Source organism: Legionella pneumophila subsp. pascullei (assembly GCF_900637585.1).
In the GTDB taxonomy this organism is placed as follows: Bacteria; Pseudomonadota; Gammaproteobacteria; order Legionellales; family Legionellaceae; genus Legionella; species Legionella pascullei.
Genome location: NZ_LR134380.1, coordinates 935,984 through 960,120, shown reverse-complemented (window position 1 = coordinate 960,120; position 24,137 = coordinate 935,984). Strand labels below are relative to the sequence as shown.

Here is a 24,137-nt window from a genome sequence, read left to right as displayed (position 1 = left end):
ATCATTATTGTTGTATGCCTCGATATGCCGAGGCGAGATCATCTATGGTATTTTCCAAAGTCCACATGGGTTTATAGGAAATCATGCTATAAAGTTTACTTAAATCCGGCTTTCTTTGAGTAGTATCTCTAAACCCTGGTCCATAGGCTTCTTCATAAGAAATATATTGAATTTTTGATCGTGATTTTGTGCGTTTTTTAACCAAATCGGCCAATTGACTAATTGAAATTTCCTGGGTATTCCCCACATTGACAATTTCACCAACAGATTTGTTGATGTGCAGCAATAAATCCATGACCTTTACGGCATCTCTGACATCACAAAACGAGCGTGTTTGGGTTCCATCCCCAAAGACGGTGATTGGCTCATTATTGCAAGCTTGTTGCACAAATCTTGGAACAACCATTCCATATCTTCCAGTTTGCTTAGGTCCAATGACATTAAACATTCTGACTAAAGTTAAGGGAATTTGATAGGATTTATAATAAGCCAGAGCGATTGCTTCTTGAGTAATTTTACTGATCATATAGGTTGATAGAGAGTAATTTTTCATTTTAACTACCAAATCATCTTCTTCATTAAGATCTGGGCGCTTTATTGCTCCGTAAACTGAAGAAGAGGATGCCAGTAAAACTCTTGCAAGCGAGCCGCTTTCAGTGATTGTTTCCAGCAAACGTTGAGCACCCCATATGTTTGTCTTAATCACATTAACAGGTTCTGAAAGCACTTTAAAGACACCAACAATCGCAGCCATATGGTAGATTCGATCAGCCCATTTAGTCGCTTTAGGCAAGTCCTCCCAAAATAGAATGTCTTTATTTTCAATGCGCAAGAGTGGATTATCCTGAAACAACCGCAAATTAGTTATAGATCCCGAGCTCATATTATCTACAACCAAAACTTCATCTCCCTGTTCTAAATGAAAGGCAGCAAGATGAGAACCTATGAAACCACATCCTCCGGTAATTAATATATGTGCCATTCATAGCCTCCAGAGTAAAATTCCAGTATCCTTGAACTCTTCATAATTAAAAATTTCTTTTACATCCATGATAAGGCCGCGCCAATTTAATTTATTTTTTATTTCATGTCTGTCCATAGTCAAATAGTATTGATGTGACACAGTAAAAATCATGGCATCCAGATCATTAAGATTTTCCCAGGATTGCAGTTCGATACCGTAATGTTTCTTTGCGGCTACAGCATCAGCGATAGGATCATGAATAAATAGCTCGGTATCATAGGATTGTAATTCTCTAATAATATCAATTACTCGGGTGTCGCGGAGATCAGAACAATTTTCCTTATAGGTTAATCCTAAAATTGCAATTCGCGCCCTTTTTACAGCACTTCCCTGGCGAATTAACTGTTTTATGGTTTGTTCTGCGATAAATTTTGCAATGGATTCATTAATCTGCCTTCCCGCCATAATAAGGTTTGAGTAATATCCAATCTCCTCCGCTTTGTACATCAAGTAATATGAATTAATTCCGATACAATGACCACCCACTAATCCAGGTTGAAAAGGGATATAATTCCATTTGGTTTTCATTGCCTGGATCACTTCCGCTGTATCAATGCCAAGATGATGCAACATGACAGCAATATCATTTATAAAACCTATATTGATATCCCTTTGCGCATTTTCAATAACCTTTGCCGCCTCAGCGACGCGTATGGAGGAAACTGGAAAAACTCCTGCGTTAATTATGCTGTTATACACTTCCGAGATAATATTCAAAGTATCTCTATCAGTGGCAGAAACAATTTTCACTATGTTTTGAAGAACATGCTCTTGATCTGAGGGATTAATACGTTCCGGAGAGTAGCCTACAGAAAAACCCTCGCCACAAACTAATTTGGAGCTTTTTTCAAGTAACGGAATACACTGCTCTTCTGTAGCTCCAGGATAAACAGACGACTCGTAAACAACAATATCTCCCTTTTTGAGACATTTTCCAACCAATTTTGTTGCATCAAACAACATTGAGAAATCAACCTGCCTGTTTTTATTCAATGGAGTTGGAACGGCTATGATATAAAAATCACAATTTTCCAGTTCCTTTGGTTCGGATGTTAATAGGAGATCACTTACAACTAAAGCATCATCTTCAACTTCCAAATTTCTATCATGGCCTTTTTGAAGTTCCAAAACTCGAGATAAATTACTGTCATAAGCTATCACCCTTGAAATCCTGCCAAGAGCAACAGCTAAGGTTAAACCAACATAACCTAAACCAATTACAGCTATTTTTCGCTTAAGGCTCATGTTTTAACCTTTCAAAAAAGCAATGGCATATAAATAACTGTAGACAATAATTCATGAATATTAAACTATTGGGCTAATCAAGGGGGCTTAAACATTCCAGTTTTAGAGATATTTTGGTATGGGATTGTGAAATCTGTAATCCGTGAATGAATACAGTGGCCTTCCCATGATACACTTCCTGTAAGCATTGCCAAGCATCAGACTATTTTTTTAAAATTTAATGTTTGCAAAACAGCCGTCATCTAGAATATTTGATCCGATTTTATTAAGGGACAGCATATGAACGTAGTTATTATCACAGGAGCAGCAAGTGGAATAGGGCTTGCTTTATGTAGAGTTTGTCTCCAAAAAGAGAAAACTGTGATTATGGTGGATAATAATGCAGATAAACTTAACAAAGAAATGTCAGAGTTCTTGAGAGAATTTCCTAATCAAGTAATTTCTGTTCCCTGTGATGTTACCCAATCCATTGAAGTAGAACAATTATCACAATTTGTTTATGAACAATTCGGACAAATAGATTGGATTTTTAATAACGCAGGAATCATGGGCAAATTACTTCCAGCCTGGGAGTTACAATCTAGCGATATTAGTCAGGTAATGGAAGTGAATTTGTATGGGATGGTTAATATGATTCGGTCATTCTCACCTTATTTGTTCAAACAGAATTTTCGTTCGCATATCATCAACACAGCAAGTATGTATGCCTTGTGCACAGGATCACAAATGAGTGCTTATTCTATGTCAAAACATGCCGTACTTGCCTTATCGGAATCATTATATTTTGATTTGAATCGTCTTAAAAAACCTGTTGATATTTCTGTGGTATTTCCTTCTTTTACAGATACCTCATTATTATCCAACAGTGCAAAATTTGATAATTCACCTATTAATAGCCAATTAAATGAATTATTAGCTCATTCCCGTCCGGCCATTGAAGTTGCGGAACATATAGTAAGAGAAGTGGAACAAAAAAGATTTTACATATTGCCCGATAAAGAAGTTAAAGGATATTGTGAAGACAGAACCAAAGCCATACTGTTACAGGAAAATCCTCACCGTAACAATGTCGAACAATTGATGTGTTCTTTATTAAAACGCCAATCATCTGAAATTAATCTGTAAACCATGTCCGATATTGAAATCATGATAAAGGCGAACTGACATAGAGCTGATGTGATCATCCGGGTTATAATATTCCCATAATCATAAAGAGCTAGGAACAGGATTTCAGTCTCTTAGGTTTTTGGCCTAGCATTTCTAATAATTCTCTTCTGAAAATATGATAATCGACCTCTAAAGCATGGCGCATGTGAGATTTAAATCGGTGATGGGGTTTATTAATCTCTTTGGCTATTTTTTGATGTAATTGATCAGGACGTTTTAAAGTTCCCGCAATAATACGGGCTACTATTTTTGATTGATAATCAGCCAAAGGCCAAATGCAACCTTGAGGTTGGCATAGACCAATAAAATACAAATTTTCAAACTCGGGATGCATCATTTTTCGATATAAAGGTATGGTGGTAGAGTTACTAAAATCAATACAATTTTTATCGAAAAACGGAAAACTGATTTGATAACCTGTAGCGAAAATAACCGTATCGAACTCCCCCTGGGTTCCATCAGTAAAATGAACTGTGTTGCCTTCAAATCTCGAGATACCGGGACGAGGGTGTATTTTGCCATGGCGAATAAAATACAAGAGCTCGGAATTAATAGTTGGATGAATTTCCAATGGTCCACAATCAGGTTTCATTAGTTTATACTTGGCATATCGGCCTTGCAATCCTCTAATAACCAGGCTGATGAACTTCTGCCTTAACCAGGATGGCATCCATTGTATTTTAGCTACTGCCACATCCGTTGGTTTACCAAAAATAAATTTGGGGAAAATATGATATCCCCTACGCATGCTAATGCAAGTTCCAGGAGCAACTCGCGATATTTCAACAGCGACATCACAGGCTGAATTGCCCCCACCAACAACCAACACTCGCTTGTCTTTAAAAATGGAAGCTTTTTTATATTGGTGAGAATGAAGCATCTCCCCGTCAAACACTCCAGGATATACTGGCATAAAGGGATCCCAATGATGGCCGTTCGCTACCAGCAAATAGTCATAGCAGGCTTCATGAGTTCCTTCGGCATCCTCATAGATAACATGCCATGTATTATCATCCAATCGATGTACCCTTTGTACTGCTGTGTTAAAACGAATGTATCGAGCTAATTGAAAATGCTCCACATAGTTCTGAAAGTATTTTAAAAGCTGGGAGTGCGAGGGATAATCCGGGTAATCAACAGGCATAGGGAAATCTTCGAACTCAGACCACCGTTTTGAACTGATGATATGGGTCGTCTCATAAACACTGGAATGCTCATTTTGCTCATCGTAAACCCAATTGCCACCTATTTGATTGTTTTTTTCAAAAACAGTAACATTGGTAATGCCGTGTTCTTGCAAATTTTTAATGGCGGCAATACCGCTAGGACCAGCACCGATAACACAAACACGGGCAGATAAACGATCCTTAAGCACCCTTTTTATTTCCATCAACTAACACCTTATCAACTTTATCCATTATCATTGCTTGTAAAATTTCGTCTTTATCAATTGTAAAGTGATTTACTTTTATCCCTTTTATCGAATCAACATTGACATTGTCAATTTTGGTCAATTGAGGATCTACCGCTCTGAGTTTTAACCCGCTAAACATCGGTACGAAACCAGGTTTATATACATTCAAAGCATATTTAACATTAGGAGGCACAATAGTTTGTGATACCGCATCGACAGTCACTAGCAAATCAACAGGAACACCGGCGGCATTCAAATTTCGAGCCACTTTGATTTGTTCATTAGCGCCTAAAGAATGCCCCACTAAAATAATTGGTTTGTGATCTTTTTCTTTATAATAATGGTCAATAATATACCGGCTTACCGCTCCAGCGTTATACCACATCGTACTATGAGCCGTGATATGGTATTTTTCAGACACTTTATCACGAAGTGTGTACATCCCCTTGCTGAAAATTCCCAAGCCGCCAAGCATCGTATGCACTTCGCCTTTTTTTGATGACATATTTTGTGTTTTGGACTTCTTGTTAGGGATATGAGAAACTGCAGGTTGCTCTTCTTTCTTGATATAAGTATTTCGTGCGCCCGTCAAATCCACACAAGCTGTTAAACTACTAACAATCAACAACAATAAAAACGATTTAGAAAAACGTATTTGCAGATTGCCAAAATAGTTCATATTAATATTATTATTGTAATTATTTGAATTTTTATCATACCTTATTCTTATAGCATTTTACAGAGGCACATAGCGGGTTTAAGGCCTTTCAGGAAGTCATTTTTATGCATTCGGAGCAATCTGTTTCGCGTCTCCTTATTTTATTAATTCTACTGAAGACAAAAAGCGTCCCTGCCCCCAAGGTACGTGGACTATTTGTAAAGCTTGCCATTGAGCCTCGCTTTCCACTTGAGTTGCTACTACCGCGATATCCATTGTTTTAGCCATTTCATTAAAATAATGTATAAAGAACTGTTTACTTTCATTTTCATCAATATCTGTCACTAAACTCCCATGCAGTTTTAAATAGTCTATGTTTAAATCGCTTAAATAATGCAATGGAGAAAATTTAATACCCACACGATCAACCCCAATTTTCACCCCCAATTTTTTGGCTTGTTTGATAAAGGACTTGGAGTTTGAAAAATGTGACAAAACATGAGCTTCATTAATTTCCAATGAGAGATTTTTCAAGACAACTTCAGGAATAGCTTCTAATTGCCGCAAATAACCAGTGCTATTGACTTTATTTGCCAAAGTATCTTCTGAAATATTAAGAGCAAAATTAGTGTGATTTGCAATATCCAGATCGGCTAATTCATTGAGCACATACTGATCAATTAGATAAGCCAAACCTAGTTTCTCAGCAACGGGTATAAAATAACCCGCACCTAACTCCTCCCCTTCCTGATTGCGAATTCGAACAAACACTTCCTTATGCAAATAACTCTTACCATCCGTGACTGCCTGCGCATACAAATTTATTTTTTTCTGTTCTAAAGAATTTCTAATTTCATCTCCACTAATAAACTGGGGATATTTATAAGTATCATGCTCTTTCTGACAATAAAATACGCCTGTATCGCGAGCTTTTTTAACCGCTTGATCTACCATAGACAATAGATTGGAGATAGGTTGATGGAGAAAATAACTTGCAGCCCCCATGTGTGTTTTGCAAATTTTGATATCAGTAATAGTTTGATTCAAAATTTGCTCAAACTCCCTGCACTCCTTTTCAAAAACCAGAGGATCCCTTTCATGGCTAATCAAGGCAAAGGTCGTGCCATTAATTCTTGCCAGCGCGCTAACAGACGATTGTTTCCAATAGTTTTTACATGTTTTAGCTACAGTTAGTACCAATTGATCCCCTTGTTGATACCCTTGCTTCTGATTTAGCTCATCCAAGCCATCTATGACCAGCATCACAACATAACCAGGAATAAATTCATCTTCATTATCCAGAATCAGAGCCAAGTGCTGTAAAAAGTAACGGCGATTGCTCATTCCTGTTAGTGCATCTTGATACACCTGTGTTCTAAGGGATTCTGTTTGTTTCAACTGATCCTGAAATAACGATTTGATCTTAGTAACCATTTGATTCATAGCCAAGGTAACTTGCCTCAATTCAGGGGTTTTGGGAATCTTTGTTTCTACAGGAAACTCATGTTCTGAAATGGCTAACGCTTGGGCAGTTACCCGTTTTAAAGGTTGTAATAAATATCTTATAAAGCAATAGCATAGAACCAAAGCGACTAATGCAAAAATCAGATAAGCATTTACCATTTCTACGGCATTACGCCACAAAGAGGCGTAAACATAGCTTGGATCACTGGTTACTAAAACAACTCCTGCTTGCATCCATCCATCCATAATTAAGGATGACTTTTCAGTCGATGGCCATTTTATCAAGTTGACAAACCATTGTGGTATATCACTTTCTTGTGGCGATTGTTTCTTTAAAATGATAACTTTTCCTTTTATGTCTTTTACCTTAATTGATGAAAAATACCCCCTGTCAAAAACAGCTTTAACCATGGAATTCATGGTAGCTACATCATGATTGATTAAAGATTGGGATAAAGACAGACCTAATGATGTCGCGGTGTCTTGAGCGTTGCTTTCAAGTTGTTGGATAAAAAAATTACGAGCGTTATTCATAGTAATCAAATAAGTTCCTATAAATACGAATAACAACATGATCAGCACACCTACAGCCATTTTCTTAGTTAATGTCATGGTCTATCACCTTTTTTATTCCATACGTTTCATTAGATCATCCCACTTGCCCAAACTTTTTGAGTCGCCCATCAATGAACTCTCTCCTCTTTTTTTGGCAAGCCATAAACCTTCTGCATTAAAGCTATAAACTGGTTTCAAATCAGGCCTTGCCGAAGCTTTCAGAATTTTACTTTCCAAACTGTCAAGGATTAGCGGTTCTGATTCAGGAGTAGGGTAAAAAGACAGCACCATATGGGCCTGGTTTAGAGTAAGGGAAGCAGCATAAGTAATTCTTAACTGGTCAGAAGGAACACCAACAGCGACTAATGTAAAATATTTTATTATGGCAAAATCTTCACAATCACCTCCCCCATCAACAATAAATTCTACTGGTGATTTCCAATAATCATCACTTGCACCAGTTATTGGGTCAGTTTCATAATTAAATTGATTAAAGAAAGAGTTTACTTTTTCCAGTTGTATTTTTACTGGCTTTTTTTTAAGCGATTGAATTAAATTTGCCCATGCGTTAAACCGTTTCCGCGTGTCTCCCTGATAGGATTGCGCCAATTTCTGAATTTTTTCTACATTGATTAGAGGTGCGGCTTGAGTGGAAATGCTTGTTACATAGCAAAACATCAAGCCAACCCAAGTGGATAAAATTGGCTTATATCGAAGAAACTTCAAAATACCAGCTTTCAGGCTGTTTGATTTTTGAGCTGCAGAAGCTTTTAAAGAGAAGTAGTCAGCCCTATTGCGAATCTTTAAAAGCATCTGCCGCAAAAAAAGCAATAGCTCTAAAATAACACTCTGAAGCTCCTCAGCTATAGCACTAAGCTTTTTTTGGCGGCTCTTTGAAAGTAACCAAGACCCCTTCAACATGCGCCAATTCCTTTAGTCTTTCCATTCCATTACCAGCATGCCCTCTGTATTCATAAGGACCAACAAAAACGGATAGTAGATCTTTATAAGGGCTCATGAAGGCAGTAAAGCCTAATCCATTTAACCGTTTAACCAAAGCCATAGCATTATTTCTATTTCTGAAAGAGCCTGCTGATATATACCATAGCTTCGGCGTTATTTGCTGAGGATAAGTCGTGTTTTTATCCACCATCGACTTGGTTAAACGAGTTTTCTCCATGTTCTTAACAGGATGAGTGAGAACCATAGGATTATCCGTATTATTAGGATAAGGAATCTCATCCATTTTTCTATTCAATAAAATATTGGTCTGAGCTGACGAGAACACGTCATTATTAACCACATTTACGGGCAATCTCAAATTCAAATATTTTAATAAACAACCCATACCATTCAGAATTCTATAACGGGAAAGTACCTCATCATTTTCTGCCCGAGCCAGTTCAATTTGTGATTGATAATATTCATTTTGAGAATCGAGTAAATCGAGGAGTGTCCTTTTACCCACCTTAAACTCATCTTGATAGGCAAGACGTGTTTTTCTTGATGCCATAACGTGTTGCTTCAAAGGCTGTATGCGCAAGGCCGAGGCAACATAAGCATTCCAGGCTAAACGGATAGTTTCTTTCAACTCCAGTAGTGTTCTATTTTTTGTTTCATAAGCTTCCTGGACTTGATAAGCGGTTTCTCTTATACGCGCGGCATCAGCACCACCACGAAATGCATTGTAATTCATTCTTACAGCCACCGTGTCCGAATCATTGGGACCGATGAGACCACCCAGGTTCTTGTTTTTTGAGCTATTCAAAACCAGATTAACCTCCGGGTAATAGGCTGCTCTGGCAACATCATACTGAGCCTTAGCTTCTTTGATATCAGCGTAACTTGATTTCACTGTTGGGTGATTATCCAGTCCTTTTTCTATAATCCTGGCTAAATTATTAGGTAAACTGTTCCTTGCTGGAACACGAGGCATTTGAAGATTCTCTGGCCATTTACCTACTGTTTTTGCATAATTAATCTTAACCTCTTGCAAATCAGCCAAAGCACTTATTTTATTAGCCTCAGCGAGAGCCAACCTCGCATTAGCCTGATCGACTTCTGCCGCTCTGGTAATCCCGGCGGTAGCCCGTTCTTTTATCATCTTAAAAACCGCTTTATGTGCTTTAAGATTTTCGATGGAGTAAGCATATAAACGCTCATGCAGTAACACAGCAAAATAATTTTTGGTAATTTCCAACGCCAAATCTTCAGCGATACCCTGAGTTTTCCATTTTTGGGCCTGAGTAAGGTATTGATTGCGCTTAACCTCATTAATTATTCCACCACCAGCAAACAATCGTTGCCTTAATTCCACAGCTGATTCAACTATATTTAGGGTAGTACTGGGGGTATCGTCTATCGCTGCAGAGGTTGGGTTAACGCTTCTTTGACGACCAAATCCGCCAGTCACATCAATAGAAGGGTATAAAGCACCCTTTGCTTTATCAATTGCCTGTTTTGCTGACAAACCTTTTGCAGTATTCAGTAAAATATCGGGGTTAGCGATCATGCCATATTGTACTGCTTCATAGAGAGTATCGGCAGTAGCGTAGGAAGAAGTTAGCAATGCAGCTACAAACAGCGCCTTTCTCATTCCTCATTCCTTATTATTGTTATTTTATTAATTAGCTATATAGTAACGTATAACCTTAAATGAAATAACGCCTTACTACAATATAATTTTATTTCTTTTAATGTGTTATTAATATTAATAACCTTTTGATTTGATGGAATTTTGCCACCATGAGTAGTCAATTACCAATACTGACCGTGAGCCAACTAAATAGACAAGTGAAAGGTTTTCTTGAAAATGAAATAGGTCTTGTGCATGTCGAAGGTGAAATTTCCAATCTAAGTAAACCCTCTTCAGGACACTACTATTTCACCCTGAAAGACAGTGCAGCGCAAATTCGTTGTGCGTTTTTTAAAAATAGACACTCCGGTTCTGTGCTTAGAAATTTTAATGATGGTCAACAAGTTGTTGCCAGCGGTAAATTAAGTCTTTATGAAGCTCGGGGAGAATATCAACTTATTGTTGAAGAGATAGTTGAAGCAGGAATTGGAGTTCTCTACCAACGATTTGAAGAGTTAAAAATCAAACTGGCCAACGAAGGCTTGTTCAATCCTGAAAGAAAAAAACCACTGCCCAGAATACCCGAAACAATTGGAGTCATTACATCACCTACTGGAGCAGCCATCCAGGACATTCTCTCGACTCTGGCCCGTCGATTCCCAATAGCCAAAATTATTATTTACCCGAGTGAGGTACAGGGGCAAACCGCTCCTCAACAACTAGTCAAAGCCTTAAAACTGGCTAATGACCATAATCGATGTCAAGTTCTCATCCTGGCGCGTGGCGGTGGGAGCATTGAAGACTTATGGGCATTTAACGATGAATACCTTGCTCGACAAATTGCAATCAGCTCAATTCCTGTTGTTTCTGGTGTTGGTCATGAAACAGATTTCACCATTGCTGATTTTGTAGCAGATTATCGTGCGGAAACGCCTACTGCGGCCGCTGCAGCTGTTACCCCAAGCCGCATCGAATTATTCAATATTCTTGATACTGCTATTTCTCGATTGCATGATGCCATCATCAGACTAGTCAAAGGATTACAATTAAAACTTAATCATTTGATGGATAAAATTGCCTCACCAAGACACACCATCTCAACATACTGGCAAACGGTAGATTACCTGGAGAGACAGTTGATATCTGCTATTACGCAATTTATTAACTTAAAAATTAACAAAGTAAATCTTTTCTCAACGCAATTACAAGCAAACAATCCAAAAACACAAATTGAACGAACTAAAACCCAACTACGGCAATTAATAATGCAATTAACCCAAGAGATTCGCATAAAAGTAAACCAACTGAAAAATCAACTGTCTACTGATCTGTCCACTTTGCATGCTGTAAGTCCCTTGGCTACACTAGATAGAGGGTATGCCATTGTGAGCAAAAACCAAAAAATACTCTTTACTGCCCAACAAGCACAAATTGGAGATACTATTGATATCCGTTTAGCAAAAGGTAGTCTTGCTTGTGAGGTCACCCAAATTAAGGATTGATTGAAATCATGAAGAAACTACTACATTCATTAGTCTGTCTATTTATATTGGTGAATTCAGCCAAGCTATCCTATGCCCTGGCCCTGCCAGAAAACCATTCTGTCAATGGCGGGCTCACTATTATTCCTATAGATATAAATCAGAAGCCTGAAGCTTACTTTGAGGGGAAACGTATCCCTGTTCTTCCCAGCCCCCAACCCCGGCAATGGTTGTTAATCGTTGCAATCCCTCTTAAAAATACCAACTCTGTTCAATACATCAACGTGACAAAACCCATTAAAGCTTCCATTCCCTTTCATGTTAGTGAAAAATTTTACAATACCCAATTTTTAAATATAAAAGACATAAGTAAAGTGGACCCCCAACCTGAAGATTTAATCCGCATTGAAAAAGAAACCAAAAAATTAACCCAAATTTTTGCTAATTACTCAAACGCTAATCCATTTGAGAAACAATTCACAGCGCCTCTGAGAGGGCCTGTAACCAGCTTGTTTGGTTTAAAAAGAGTTTATAATAAGCAGCCAAGGGATCCACATTCTGGACTAGACATCGCCGCTGACCAGGGGAAACCAGTGTATGCGGTAAATCAGGGGATTGTAGCAGACACCGGTGATTATTTTTTCACAGGCAATACTGTTATACTTGATCATGGCATGGGAGTATTCTCAGTTTATGCTCATCTCAGCAAAATTCTAGTTAAAACAGGAGAACCTGTCAAACAAGGGCAAGAGCTTGGATTGGTTGGTATGACAGGAAGAGTAACAGGCCCCCATCTTCACTGGACTATGGTAGTTAACCAAACCTTGGTTGAGCCTTTACTTTTTGTACCGTTTCGTAAAATCACAGTTGCTCCGATTACACCAGATAAAAAATCAAACAAATCAACACAAGATGCAACGACAAAATCATGATTAACGAATTAACGACCAGTTTAAATGTGATTGTCACTCAGACACAAAATAACCTGAAAACTTTAGGGATAATACTACTAATTCCCTGGTCAATATTTTTTGTTAGTCATTTTATTAGTAATAAAATTTTACTTCTTGGCATTATCCCAAGACATATTTTGGGCCTTCCGGGGATACTATTGGCGCCTTTACTTCACGCTAACTTTAATCACTTATTTTTTAACTCCATCCCCTTACTGGTTTTAAGTAATTTTATTTTGATTAATGGGGTTCATTATTATTTGATTGTCACAATAATGATAACCCTTTTTAGCGGAACAATGATTTGGTGTTTTGCTAAACGCGGTATACACATAGGGGCCAGTGGTTTAATTACAGGCTACTGGGGATTGCTGGTATATAACATTTACCAAACCGGTACCTTAACCACTATTATTCTTGGTCTGCTTAGCCTGTATTATTTTGCAGGTATTTTTCTGGGAATTTTCCCAGGTGAAAAAGGCGTATCCTGGCAAGGTCACTTGTTTGGGCTATTATCAGGTTTTCTCACTAGTTATTCATTAGAAATCTATCCCGGATTATTGTTAATCATTTAGTTATATTCCACTAATAATCCATTCAACTCTATGCTATTCTTAAAAATAAAAACCAATCGAGAACCACGATGAAGATATTGAAACCAAAAGCATTTTTACTAGCCAGTGTGTTTGCTTTATCAGCATCCCCTGTATTTGCTGTTGATGGTTGTTGCAGTAGAATGGGAGGGATAAATTATTGTGATTCTTCTGCTGGTCGTCTTGTTTGCAATAATGGTTTCTATTCAACTTGCTATTGCACTCGTCATGCTGTAATGGATTTACAACTTCTTATGGGATGTTGTTTATGGCATGGCGGAGTCTATCCACAATTAAATTCATCAGGTCTTGTAGTTTGCAATGATGGGTATGTTTCGGAAGAATGCTCATTACAAAAACCTGTAGAGCAAATTTCTGTTTATTGATTAGCTCTGAGTTACAGCTGCTGGAGTATGGGTTGATGAAGGAGCAAGATGGTCTTCTTCTACTTCGTTAACTCTGCGCTTTTCAATCAACTCGCCAAAGCATAGGGCACTCATCACTATCAACAAATAACCTGCCGTTGAATAGCATAAAATAGTATCGGAAATTGAACCTATACAAAAAGAAAATAAAACGCCTAAAAGAATAGGTCTTGAGCTAGTCAATTGAAACGATGTAATAAACAAACTCGCTAAAAATATAACTAAAAGCCCGAGGCCAATTAACCCTTGTTCAGCTAAAGTCATCCAGTACTGACTGTGCGGATCCGTCAGCTCTTTACCCCAACTGGGAACAGGGATGTCTCGTGAGTAACTGTATTTAAATCCGCCTGTACCTATTCCAATCAGAGGATGTTGCATCATCAATTGCTTGGCATAATGATGAAACTGCATTCTATAGCCTATCGATGTATTTTTATTGTGTTGCTTTAATAATTTGATATCCTGGATTAAATCATAAATTCTGGTTTGCATCACAGGGCTATGGTGATATGCCAAGGCAATAATACCGCTAAAAATAATAATCCCTGCCAATGCCTGTTTGAAGTTTAATTTTTGTATCAAAAGCAATAACATCAAAATAAAGTAGACTAAGTAACCAGTTCTTCCAGTATTTATAAAAAGTACTTGATAACTGGTTAACAGCATCATGAAAATATAAATAGCTCGTAACCAGCCCCAACTTTGAAAAGCCAGCAATCCTGTTAAATAGGCTGCTAATGCCACCATAAAACCGGTAATAATATGATTATAGAAAACCTCGCCAGGATCTTCAGACGCAATAATATTTTTAGCTTTCAATATGGAAATAACACAAGTAATAAAAATAGCAGCTAAATAGCTATTGATACTCCAGGTCCTCACTTTAGGATTAATAAAACCAGTTGCTAAAATAGGGAGATAAATTAATTTACAATATTTACCAATGACCATCCATTGCATTGAATAGGGAGCGGGGCTCCATAAGCTTGCAATAACGACAAAGAGAAATAAACAACATGCAGCGCGTCCCCACAAGGTATTATAGGCATAAAAAATATGTTTTCTGTATTGTGGAGTAATCAATACCGCAATTAAACTGCAAATAAAACAAACAGATTTTATCGTAGGGCTGATCGGAATAAAAAACATAAATAAAATAAAGAAAAAAGGAGCTAATAAAATACCCTTGGCATCCATTATATTTAATCGCACTATTTTTCCTCTTCTATAAGATTTACACCGGGTAATTTATTAATATCCTTGTCTTTATATATTTGCTTGACCCCACGATAAAAAGCACCTTGCGCCCCAAACACTGCAAATAAAAAGCCTGCCTTACCGTCTAAAAATCCTTTCTGTAAAAAAAGACACCTGACAAACATCCATAGGGCACTAAAAAAAGTTTTTACCAATCCAGCATTTTCATTGGACTCTATACGAATTTTGGCACTATAAGAAGAGTATTTGTTAAGTTTGTAAAGTACATGATTTACATCTTGAAAAGAATGATGCCAAATTGGTTTTTTTAGTTTTCCCACCCTCGCATTGGCAGGAATCAATACTTTTTCATGAACGATGTCTTTGCTATAAGAAGCATTCTCTCTTTTAAATAATCGTATATGCCTTTTAGGGCTTCCTGAATATTTTAAAACTTGATTATAAAAAATCATTTGTATAGGAATACGAAATGCATCTGCTGTATCCGCTGAAATGGCCTGTAATATTTCCTGACGCAATTCCGAGCTGACTGATTCATCAGCATCAAGATTTAAGACCCAATCTCCTTTAGCCTTCCGTAAAGCCCTATCCTTTTGGATACCATAGCCTTGCCAATCTGTTGAAAATACTTTATCCGTGTACTCCCTGGCTATAGCTAATGTATTATCTGTGCTACCAGAGTCCAATACAATGATTTCATCTGCAAAATGAACAGACTCCAAGCACCGCCTTATGTTGGCTTCTTCATTTTTAGTGATAATGATTACGGATAGCATGGCTCTATATCAATTCAAAATAAATATTATATCGATAATTAAGCGAGATTGTAACAAGGCAAAAAGGAATAATATTCGTTTAGTGGTACAAAAAGTAATCTTGATGATGATTGCCTGTTATGCCCATAAGCATGTTAGGCAATTGTTATCTCTCGATGATTATGATTTTTGTCTGTACATAACAAAAAATTTGTCATGTACAGAACTGAAGATGGTTCCAGTTTAACAAACACCTTCTCTATGGTCATGACTATCAAAATGTAATTTACCGTCTTTAACTCGCAAAGTGACATGACCACCATGCATTAATTTACCAAACAATAGTTCATCAGCAAGCGGTTTTTTGATGTTTTCCTGAATCAACCTTGCCATAGGCCTTGCTCCCATGGCTTTATCATAACCATGCTCCATCAACCATTCCCTGGCTGACTTATCAACTGTAAAAGTGACACCTTTGTGACTTAATTGTTCATCCAACTCCATAATGAATTTGTCAACGACTAATCCTATAGTCTGTGTATCCAACGGAGCAAAATTGATAATAGCATCCAAACGGTTTCTAAACTCTGGGCTAAATTGCTTTTTAATTGCTTCCAATCCATCATTGGTATTGTCTTGCGTTGAAAAACCTATGGAGTTACGAACAATTTCACTTGCTCCTGCATTACTGGTCATTACAAGTATGATATGCCTGAAATCAGCTTGACGACCGTTAGTATCGGTTAAAGTGCCATGATCCATTATCTGCAACAACAAATTAAAGACATCAGGATGTGCTTTTTCAATTTCATCAAGTAACAGAACAGCATGTGGGTTCTTAGTAACGGCTTCAGTCAATAAACCACCTTGATCATACCCTACATAGCCAGGAGGTGCTCCAATCAAACGGGAAACAGTGTGCTTTTCCATGTACTCTGACATATCAAAACGTAACAACTCTATACCTAACACATTAGCCAGCTGCCTTGTTACTTCTGTCTTTCCAACACCAGTTGGTCCGGCAAACAAGAAACAGCCTACTGGCTTCTGAGGCTCTCTAAGTCCGGATCTACCCAATTTGATAGCTGAAGCCAGTGCAGTAATTGCCTGATCTTGGCCATACACCAATAACTTTAAATCACGTTCCAGGTTGCGCAGCGTATCTTTGTCGCGTGCAGACACCTTTTTAATTGGGATACGAGCTATTTTTGCGACAACACTCTCGATTTCAGTCACGCTAATAATTTTTTTACGTTTATTTGCCGTCAATAAGTTCTGATAAGCGCCTGCTTCATCCACCACATCAATCGCTTTGTCAGGCAAAAACCGATCATTGATGTATTTCGCAGATAACTCTGCTGCCGCTTTTAATGAAGGAATTGAAAATTTTACTCCATGGTGAGCTTCCAATTTGCCTTTTAATCCTTTTAATATTTCAAAAGTTTCATCGATTGTTGGTTCTGAAATATCAATTTTTTGGAATCGTCTTGCCAAGGCTCTGTCTTTTTCAAATATTCCACGATATTCCTGATAGGTCGTTGAGCCAATACATTTCAATTCACCATTTGCCAATAATGGTTTAATCAGGTTGGAAGCATCCATGACCCCTCCAGATGCAGCACCTGCGCCAATAATCGTGTGAATTTCATCTATGAATAAAATGGCTCCTTCTTGCTGACCTAACTGTTTGAGTACAGCCTTCAAGCGTTTTTCAAAATCCCCTCTGTATTTTGTTCCAGCTAATAGCGCACCCAAATCAAGCGAGTAGACAACGCAGCCTCTTATGGAATCTGGAATTTCGCCATCCACTATGCGTCTGGCTAAACCTTCTGCGATAGCCGTTTTACCTACACCTGCCTCGCCAACTAATAAAGGATTATTTTTACGACGTCTGCAAAGCACTTGAATGGTTCTTTGTATCTCTTCATGACGTCCTATCAACGGATCTATCTTGCCTTGTTTTGCACGTCTATTAAGATTAGTGCAATAACTATCGAGCGGAGATTCATTACCCTCAGGGGTCATCATATCTTCGTCCATAGAGGAATTCATGTTTTCATGCATATCGTTATTTTGATATTTTGATACTCCATGAGAAATATAATTAATCACATCAAGGCGGGTAATGTTTTCACGTCGTAAAAAATACACAGCCTGACTTTCTTGCTCACTAAAAATCGCAGCTAATACATTAGCTCCAGTGACTTCAGTTTTACCTGCTGATTGCACATGAAATACCGCGCGCTGTAAAACCCTTTGAAAACCTAATGTTGGTTGAGTTTCCCTGTCCAGTTCATCTTCAGGAATTCTTGGGGTTGTTTCATCAATGAATTCGATTAAATCACGGCGTAATGCCTCGATGTTCGCATCACAAGCCTGTAATACATTTCCTGCTGCTGGATTATCAAGCAAAGACAACAGCAAATGTTCAACAGTCATGAACTCATGACGCTTTTCTTTTGCTTCCTTGAAAGCTAGATTCAAGGTGAATTCTAGTTCTTTATTTAACATTGTCATTGCTCCTTACCAACCCACCACCAGTTTACTCCGGTTCCATACTAGATAATAATGGATGTTGATTCATTCTGGCGTATTCATTTACCAGGGCGACTTTTGTTTCTGCTATGTCTCGTGTAAACACTCCACAAACCCCCTTCCCTTGAAAATGAACCTGTAACATCACCTGAATCGCAATCTCCTCATTTAAGTGAAAAAAGTGCTTCAGTACCTCTACCACAAAATCCATTGGCGTATAGTCATCATTGAGCAATAAAACCTTATACTTCCTTGGCCGTTTAATAGCTGTGCTAATTTCTGTGCTAAGCTCTGTATCAGCTATCCCGGTTTGTATGATTTCCTCTAAATTTTGCCTGCTCATAACTAACAACCTCTTACTATTTTTATAGACTCCCTACACGCATTTGGCCAGTAAATTTAGCTAATTTTAATGAAAAATTTAGTCATTGAAATAATCAATAGCATAGTGATTAGATACGATTCACTCAAATGTGTACTATTTGTTACTTACCACTAAGTTTTTCTTAAGAGATTGAGCTACCGCTAATCAGTGGCGTTGCATCACTATTACCATGCATAAAGTTCCTACTCAATTCCCATGAACTCGTAAGATTGATAAACCTAATGGTTAAAGATACTACCAATAATCTTGAAAGGATAATCCCAGTCTTTCATGAACAACGTATTGACACTCAGTAAAGCTATAGAAACTGAATGGTCAATATGCATTGTTCAGAAAGAACATGTGATAATTCCTCGGTTTACATATGCTTAATCATGGCGTCTGCAAAACCAGAGCTGCTTACTAACGTCGCTCCTTGCATGCCACGTTCAAAATCATAAGTTACGGTTTTGGCTTCTATCGCGCCTTCCATACCGCTGATAATCAAATCAGCCGCTTCATACCACCCCATATGACGTAACATCATTTCAGCCGAAAGAATAATAGAACCAGGGTTCACTTTATTCTGACCAGCGTATTTAGGTGCTGTTCCATGAGTTGCTTCAAACACAGCCATTTGATCACTAATGTTCGCTCCAGGAGCTATACCTATTCCACCAACCTGAGCAGCCAACGCATCAGAAATATAATCTCCATTCAAATTTAATGTAGCAATGACACTATAGTCTTCAGGTCTTAACAGGATTTGTTGCAAAAAGGCATCCGCGATCACATCATTAATGATAATCTGCTTACCGGTTTTAGGATTCTTAAATTCCAGCCATGGCCCACCCTGGTATTCTTTTGCACCAAAAGAATCACGGGCAACCTGATACCCCCAATCTTTAAAAGCCCCTTCAGTAAACTTCATGATATTGCCTTTGTGTACCAAAGTCACAGTACTGCGGTCATTGTCTATCGCATACTGAATTGCCGCTTTGACAAGTCGAGTGGTACCTTCTTTGGAAACAGGCTTTACACCAATACCACAATGCTCAGGGAATCGAATTTTCTTGACCCCCATTTCCTGAGTTAAAAATTGAATCACTTTTTTAGCTTCTGGAGTATCTGCCTGCCACTCAATACCAGCATAAATATCTTCAGAATTTTCCCTGAAAATAACCATATCGGTCTTCCATGGCTCCCGGACTGGACTTGGAACACCATTAAAATAACGAATTGGACGTAAACAAACATAGAGATCCATGTCCTGGCGAATAGCCACATTCAATGAACGTATACCGCCACCAACGGGGGTAGTTAAAGGGCCTTTAATTGAAACCACATATTTTTTCATGGCATCCAGAGTTTCTTTGGGAAGCCATTGATCGCCACCATAAACCTTAGTAGCCTTTTCCCCAGCATAAACTTCCATCCAGGCAATTTTTCTCTTGTTGCCATATGCTTTTTGAACTGCAGCATCAACAACACGGATCATGGGAGGTGTTACATCAACTCCAATACCATCACCCTCAATAAAAGGAATAATTGGATTATCAGGAACACGAAGTGAAAGGTCAGCAGCAACAGTAATAGCTTCGCCTTGGGCAGGCACTTTGATTTTATCGTATGTCATTGACGACTCCATAAATTTAGAGAAATTAATGATAGCATGTGATAATCAGGTTTCCCAAATATCAATTACGACTATTAATTATTTTTAGCTAAGTTAGCTCAGATTGGAACTAGGCATGAAGCAACATCTTAATTTGTTCTGCCAACTGATCGTAACCGGCTTCAACGTTAATATAATCACGTTTAGCGAGATAGACTGATAAAGATCCATCATCTGTAGCCGAAGGTTTTTGCAAAACACCATTAAAACCCTGCATTTTTAAACGTAAATAGTCACTTAATTTAGTGACCAGATAAAAGTTTCTATAATAATTGTCAGGATTCATATACAAAGCTTTTGCATCCTTGGCAAGTTCATGTCCTGGTAAATAATCCTTTAAGGAATAGGATGAGTTATTATGAACAGCGATTACTTTACCCTCTGGTAGTAACGCCTTAATTTTGTCTGCAAGTTTCTTCACTTCCTGATGCGCTTCAGGAGTATAGTAACTGTATTGCACCAAGGTTTTTTTGATCCCTTTATCAGTAAAAATGCGATTGGGGTCAAATTCATAACGTTGGTTATTTAAGTGAAATACTATATTTCGACCGCCGGAATGAATAAGCGTAATAAGACTTCCACCCTCTTTTCTAATGACAGCTTTTGCAGCTTTTAATGCAGTTTGTTCATTATGGTGTACATGAACAAAGGTCTTGCCTTGACCTTTGGTTTGTTGAATTATTACAGGCTCATCCCCGACCATAACTCTATGATTCACTGCACAACTTGTTTGAGCGATAATTGCCATAACAACCAATACCCATTTCATGAATAAGAGTCACCGTAATGAATAAAATTGTGTAATTGTATAGTGATTGGCCATAAAAAATCAATCTTGGTTTAAATTACAATCAACAGGAAACGGATAAATGATGCAATAAAGCGGTTGCTGTCAATAACCAAAAAATTTATCATTAATTTCCACTATCAAAGCAATCACAAAATGCCGCAATTAATACTTTTTAATAAACCTTATGGAATCCTGACTCAATTTACTGGCGAATTACCCGAACAAACTCTCTCGGCATTTATTAAATTTCCCGGTTTTTATGCGGCTGGACGTCTGGACAAACAAAGTGAAGGTTTGCTTATCTTAACTGACGATGGAAAATTACAACATCGGCTAACCCACCCAAAATTTGACAAAAAGAAATATTACTGGGTTCAAGTAGAGGGTGCTCCTACAGACAAAGATTTACAACCGTTACGAAAAGGCCTGGTTATCAAAGATATTACTTTTTTACCTGCCGAGGCTAAATTGATTTCAGAGCCAAAAATCTGGCCACGAATTCCACCAATAAGAGAAAGGAAAAATATACCAACCACCTGGCTAGAAATTATATTAAGAGAAGGAAAAAATCATCAAATAAGAAAAATGACTGCCGCTATCGGTTTTCCTACTTTACGTTTAATCAGACACCGGATTGGTGATTGGCAGTTAGATGAACTCAAGCCTGGAGAATATAAGCTTATCAACCTGATTAACGATAAACTGAGCGAGTCAACAAGGAAGAATCACCCAAGACTCGGATCCAGGGCCAAATAATCATACCCAAAATGGCACTTGTCACAGGCATTACCAGGTTATAATTAAAACCTAACAGAGCATCAATAAATAAAATAATTGATTGATATAGAAAACAAAAGAACCCTACCAGGCAAACTTGCTGGATTAGCGAGAAAAACTGAACTCGCCTGGATTTAGTTGACGCTATCCAGGTTACTAATAGCAATGCGAATGAATGTTCACCGATCACGGTTGACAAGAGCACATCCAGTAATAAGCCAGCTATCAACAAAGCGGTTAGTTTAAATTTACCTGGTAAATAATATTCAATATACAAAACTAATAATAATACCCAAGGAGGTCGAAAAATTGAGATTAACTCTGGCATCGGCAGTATTGATAAAGCAAGCGCCGCGACAAACCCCAATCCTAAACGAATATGAAGCGCACTCATGCTGTAGTCTCCTCAGCATTCAATCGCTCATTAATTTGAGCAGTTAACTCTTCTTGTTCACTATCAGGCCAAATCAATAACACCAACCTGTTACGATTCAATAATGCAACAGGGCTCACTGTGACTTTGACAAAATCTTCACCGGGAATACTCTTAACTTCCTCAACGCGGCCTACAGGGTAACCCTCAGGATATCTTCTGCCTAAACCGGACGTTACTAGCACATCACCTGGATGAATAGAAGACGTTTTCGGTAAATTAATCAAAGATAGCTCTTCAATATCATTGGTACCTACAAGAATTGCGCGCTCTCCGGTTCGATTATTTCTTACTGGCACAGCACTCTTTGAATCTGAAATCAGCAATAAAGTGCTTGTCATCGGTCCTACATCAATAACCTGCCCCATCACTCCCTTGGCATCCAGCACTGGTTGTCCCACGTAGACACCATCACGTGTGCCTTTGTTTAAGACGACGACCTGCCTTGCCTGGCTTGTATCAACAGCAAGTATTTGGGCAGCCATGACTCTCATATCAGCCTTGGATGAAGTCAATAATAATTCCTTTAATTGCGAATTTTCCCTTTGAATAACGATTAATTTTTGCAATTCAGCTTCCAGCATTGTTTGCTTGTATTTTAAACGCATATTTTCATCTATCAGTGCCTTTTTGGCGCTAACCAATGACTGAACCCAGCCTATGACTCGAACAGGATAATCTACTGCATATTGCAAGGGGGAAACTATTAGTGAAAAACCGCTGCGAACAAAATCCAGGTATCGATAATGATAATCAGAAAACATCAGAAGAATAGAAAAAGCAAGGGCAAACACAAATCCTAGAGAACTGTGTCCGCCCTTGGCAAATAATCTATTATGTTTATTATTCTGTTGAGAGGAAATCACCGCCGCGCAAATCCATGGTTTCTAGAGCTTTACCACCACCACGCGCAACGCAGGTTAATGGATCTTCAGCTATTAATACAGGTAATCCAGTTTCTTCCATCAACAAGGTGTCTATATTTTTCAACAGAGCACCTCCGCCTGTTAAAACCATACCTCTTTCAGCAATATCTGCAGCTAACTCGGGTGGAGCAAGTTCTAAAGCAGCCCGAACCGCGCCAACTATCCCTGATAGAGGTTCCTGTAGTGCTTCCAAGATTTCAGCGCTTGTTAAAGTAAAGCTACGTGGCACACCTTCTGCAAGATTTCTACCTCGTACCTCGATCTCAAATAAATCCCGACTCGGGAAAGCTGAACCAATTTCATGCTTAATACGCTCAGCAGTTGTTTCTCCGATGAGGGTTCCATAATTACGGCGTACGTAGGATACGATTGCATCATCAAATTTATCGCCACCAATACGTACTGATTGGTGATAAACGATTCCGCTTAGAGAAATAATCGCCACTTCTGTGGTACCACCGCCTATATCAACTACCATGGAACCGCTAGCTTCTTCAACGGGCATTCCGGATCCTAATGCCGCAGCCATTGGCTCTTCAATAAGGAATACTTCTCGAGCACCAGCACCCATTGCAGATTCACGAATTGCCCTACGTTCCACTTGCGTAGAACCACAAGGAACACAGACCAAAACTCGCGGACTGGGTCGTAAAAATTTGTTTTCATGCACTTTGTGTATAAAGTGCTGTAACATCTTCTCAGTAACAAAAAAGTCAGCAATAACCCCATCTTTCATAGGTCTTATCGCATTAATATTACCAGGGGTTCTTCCCAGCATGCGTTTGGCTTCAAGACCAACAGCGGCGACACGCTTCTGGCCTGATTCATTACGCAATGCCACTACAGAAGGTTCATTGAGAACAATCCCCTTATCTCTTACGTAAATCAATGTATTAGCCGTTCCCAAATCGATTGATAAATCGCTAGAAAACACGCCTCTTAATTTCCTGAACATACGCAGTACTACCCCGTTGTTTTTTTGATTGCTACTTTATCCTATATTTGGATAAAAATCGACAGTTGCAGCATAAGAATTTTATACACCTTACATCTGCTTTTAACCGGATCCCATAGTAAAAGCAATGCTTTCGTATGGGATCAAGCTCATTT

The 24,137-nt window shown here is 38.3% G+C and carries 22 protein-coding genes; 6 read left to right on the top strand and 16 right to left on the bottom strand.

Annotated elements, in window-relative coordinates; all coding sequences use genetic code 11:
• Positions 1-4: 4 nt before the first annotated feature.
• Entirely contained in the window at positions 5-982 is a 978-nt protein-coding gene (locus tag EL201_RS04360; protein WP_027221191.1) for an NAD-dependent epimerase/dehydratase family protein, read from the bottom strand.
• Positions 983-2,269 (bottom strand): nucleotide sugar dehydrogenase, encoded by a 1,287-nt coding sequence (locus EL201_RS04355; protein WP_027221190.1) that lies wholly within the window; start codon positions 2,267-2,269, stop codon positions 983-985.
• Between the two features lie 279 nt (positions 2,270-2,548).
• Between EL201_RS04355 and EL201_RS04350 the strand changes: the two genes are divergently transcribed.
• A complete protein-coding gene (locus tag EL201_RS04350; RefSeq protein ID WP_027221189.1) occupies positions 2,549-3,394 on the top strand; it encodes an SDR family NAD(P)-dependent oxidoreductase in 846 nt (281 codons plus the stop codon).
• Positions 3,395-3,485: 91 nt separating this feature from the next.
• Here the strand turns inward: EL201_RS04350 and EL201_RS04345 are convergent, their stop codons facing one another.
• From EL201_RS04345 to EL201_RS04325, 5 genes are all read right to left on the bottom strand, one after another.
• Complete coding sequence (locus EL201_RS04345; RefSeq protein ID WP_027221188.1) at positions 3,486-4,826, bottom strand: flavin-containing monooxygenase; 1,341 nt, start codon at positions 4,824-4,826, stop codon at positions 3,486-3,488.
• Complete coding sequence (locus EL201_RS04340; RefSeq protein WP_027221187.1) at positions 4,804-5,529, bottom strand: hypothetical protein; 726 nt, start codon at positions 5,527-5,529, stop codon at positions 4,804-4,806. The genes EL201_RS04345 and EL201_RS04340 overlap by 23 nt, the downstream gene beginning before the upstream one ends.
• Before the next feature lie 135 nt (positions 5,530-5,664).
• Entirely contained in the window at positions 5,665-7,584 is a 1,920-nt protein-coding gene (locus EL201_RS04335) for a bifunctional diguanylate cyclase/phosphodiesterase (RefSeq protein ID WP_027221186.1), read from the bottom strand.
• Positions 7,585-7,599: 15 nt separating this feature from the next.
• Positions 7,600-8,205 carry a transglutaminase-like cysteine peptidase gene (locus EL201_RS04330; RefSeq protein WP_331708817.1) on the bottom strand — a complete coding sequence of 202 codons (606 nt, stop codon included), beginning with the start codon at positions 8,203-8,205 and terminating at the stop codon, positions 7,600-7,602.
• 193 nt (positions 8,206-8,398) lie between these two features.
• Entirely contained in the window at positions 8,399-10,123 is a 1,725-nt protein-coding gene (locus EL201_RS04325) for a TolC family outer membrane protein (protein WP_027221184.1), read from the bottom strand.
• Positions 10,124-10,272: 149 nt separating this feature from the next.
• Here EL201_RS04325 and xseA point away from each other — a divergent pair, with 149 nt between their 5' ends.
• The 4 genes from xseA (at position 10,273) to EL201_RS04305 (ending at position 13,515) form a co-directional block, all read left to right on the top strand.
• Entirely contained in the window at positions 10,273-11,604 is a 1,332-nt protein-coding gene (xseA, locus tag EL201_RS04320) for an exodeoxyribonuclease VII large subunit (protein WP_027221183.1), read from the top strand.
• 8 nt (positions 11,605-11,612) lie between these two features.
• Positions 11,613-12,515: a M23 family metallopeptidase gene (locus EL201_RS04315; protein ID WP_027221182.1), complete on the top strand. Its 903-nt coding sequence runs from the start codon at positions 11,613-11,615 to the stop codon at positions 12,513-12,515.
• On the top strand, positions 12,512-13,111 hold the full coding sequence (locus tag EL201_RS04310; RefSeq protein ID WP_027221181.1) for a rhomboid family intramembrane serine protease: 600 nt from the start codon (positions 12,512-12,514) through the stop codon (positions 13,109-13,111). The genes EL201_RS04315 and EL201_RS04310 overlap by 4 nt, the downstream gene beginning before the upstream one ends.
• A gap of 68 nt (positions 13,112-13,179) precedes the next feature.
• Positions 13,180-13,515 carry a hypothetical protein gene (locus EL201_RS04305; protein WP_027221180.1) on the top strand — a complete coding sequence of 112 codons (336 nt, stop codon included), beginning with the start codon at positions 13,180-13,182 and terminating at the stop codon, positions 13,513-13,515.
• On the opposite strand, the gene EL201_RS04300 is transcribed toward EL201_RS04305, so the two are convergent.
• From EL201_RS04300 to EL201_RS04275, 6 genes are all read right to left on the bottom strand, one after another.
• Positions 13,516-14,766 (bottom strand): O-antigen ligase family protein, encoded by a 1,251-nt coding sequence (locus tag EL201_RS04300; RefSeq protein WP_027221179.1) that lies wholly within the window; start codon positions 14,764-14,766, stop codon positions 13,516-13,518.
• Positions 14,766-15,548, bottom strand: a complete 783-nt coding sequence (locus tag EL201_RS04295) for a glycosyltransferase family 2 protein (RefSeq protein ID WP_027221178.1) — start codon at positions 15,546-15,548, stop codon at positions 14,766-14,768. The genes EL201_RS04300 and EL201_RS04295 overlap by 1 nt, the downstream gene beginning before the upstream one ends.
• Positions 15,549-15,770: 222 nt before the next feature.
• Entirely contained in the window at positions 15,771-18,038 is a 2,268-nt protein-coding gene (clpA, locus tag EL201_RS04290; protein ID WP_027221176.1) for an ATP-dependent Clp protease ATP-binding subunit ClpA, read from the bottom strand.
• A gap of 31 nt (positions 18,039-18,069) precedes the next feature.
• Positions 18,070-18,405 carry an ATP-dependent Clp protease adapter ClpS gene (gene clpS, locus EL201_RS04285; protein ID WP_027221175.1) on the bottom strand — a complete coding sequence of 112 codons (336 nt, stop codon included), beginning with the start codon at positions 18,403-18,405 and terminating at the stop codon, positions 18,070-18,072.
• A gap of 400 nt (positions 18,406-18,805) precedes the next feature.
• Positions 18,806-20,074, bottom strand: coding sequence for an NADP-dependent isocitrate dehydrogenase (gene icd, locus EL201_RS04280; protein ID WP_197712599.1), 1,269 nt, complete (start codon positions 20,072-20,074; stop codon positions 18,806-18,808).
• Positions 20,075-20,171: 97 nt separating this feature from the next.
• On the bottom strand, positions 20,172-20,870 hold the full coding sequence (locus EL201_RS04275) for a hypothetical protein (protein WP_027221173.1): 699 nt from the start codon (positions 20,868-20,870) through the stop codon (positions 20,172-20,174).
• 174 nt (positions 20,871-21,044) lie between these two features.
• On the opposite strand from EL201_RS04275, the gene EL201_RS04270 reads away from it, so the two are divergent.
• On the top strand, positions 21,045-21,647 hold the full coding sequence (locus EL201_RS04270; protein WP_027221172.1) for a pseudouridine synthase: 603 nt from the start codon (positions 21,045-21,047) through the stop codon (positions 21,645-21,647).
• Here the strand turns inward: EL201_RS04270 and mreD are convergent.
• The 3 genes from mreD to EL201_RS04255 are packed head-to-tail and all read right to left on the bottom strand — an operon-like array spanning position 21,583 to position 23,982.
• Positions 21,583-22,062, bottom strand: a complete 480-nt coding sequence (gene mreD / locus EL201_RS04265) for a rod shape-determining protein MreD (RefSeq protein ID WP_027221171.1) — start codon at positions 22,060-22,062, stop codon at positions 21,583-21,585. The two genes, EL201_RS04270 and mreD, sit on opposite strands and share 65 nt — an antisense overlap.
• The gene (gene mreC, locus EL201_RS04260) at positions 22,059-22,967 is read right to left on the bottom strand and encodes a rod shape-determining protein MreC (protein WP_027221170.1); all 909 of its coding nucleotides are present in this window, start codon (positions 22,965-22,967) and stop codon (positions 22,059-22,061) included. Before mreC ends, mreD begins: the two co-directional genes overlap by 4 nt.
• A complete protein-coding gene (locus EL201_RS04255) occupies positions 22,945-23,982 on the bottom strand; it encodes a rod shape-determining protein (RefSeq protein ID WP_011213320.1) in 1,038 nt (345 codons plus the stop codon). Before EL201_RS04255 ends, mreC begins: the two co-directional genes overlap by 23 nt.
• Positions 23,983-24,137: the final 155 nt, after the last annotated feature.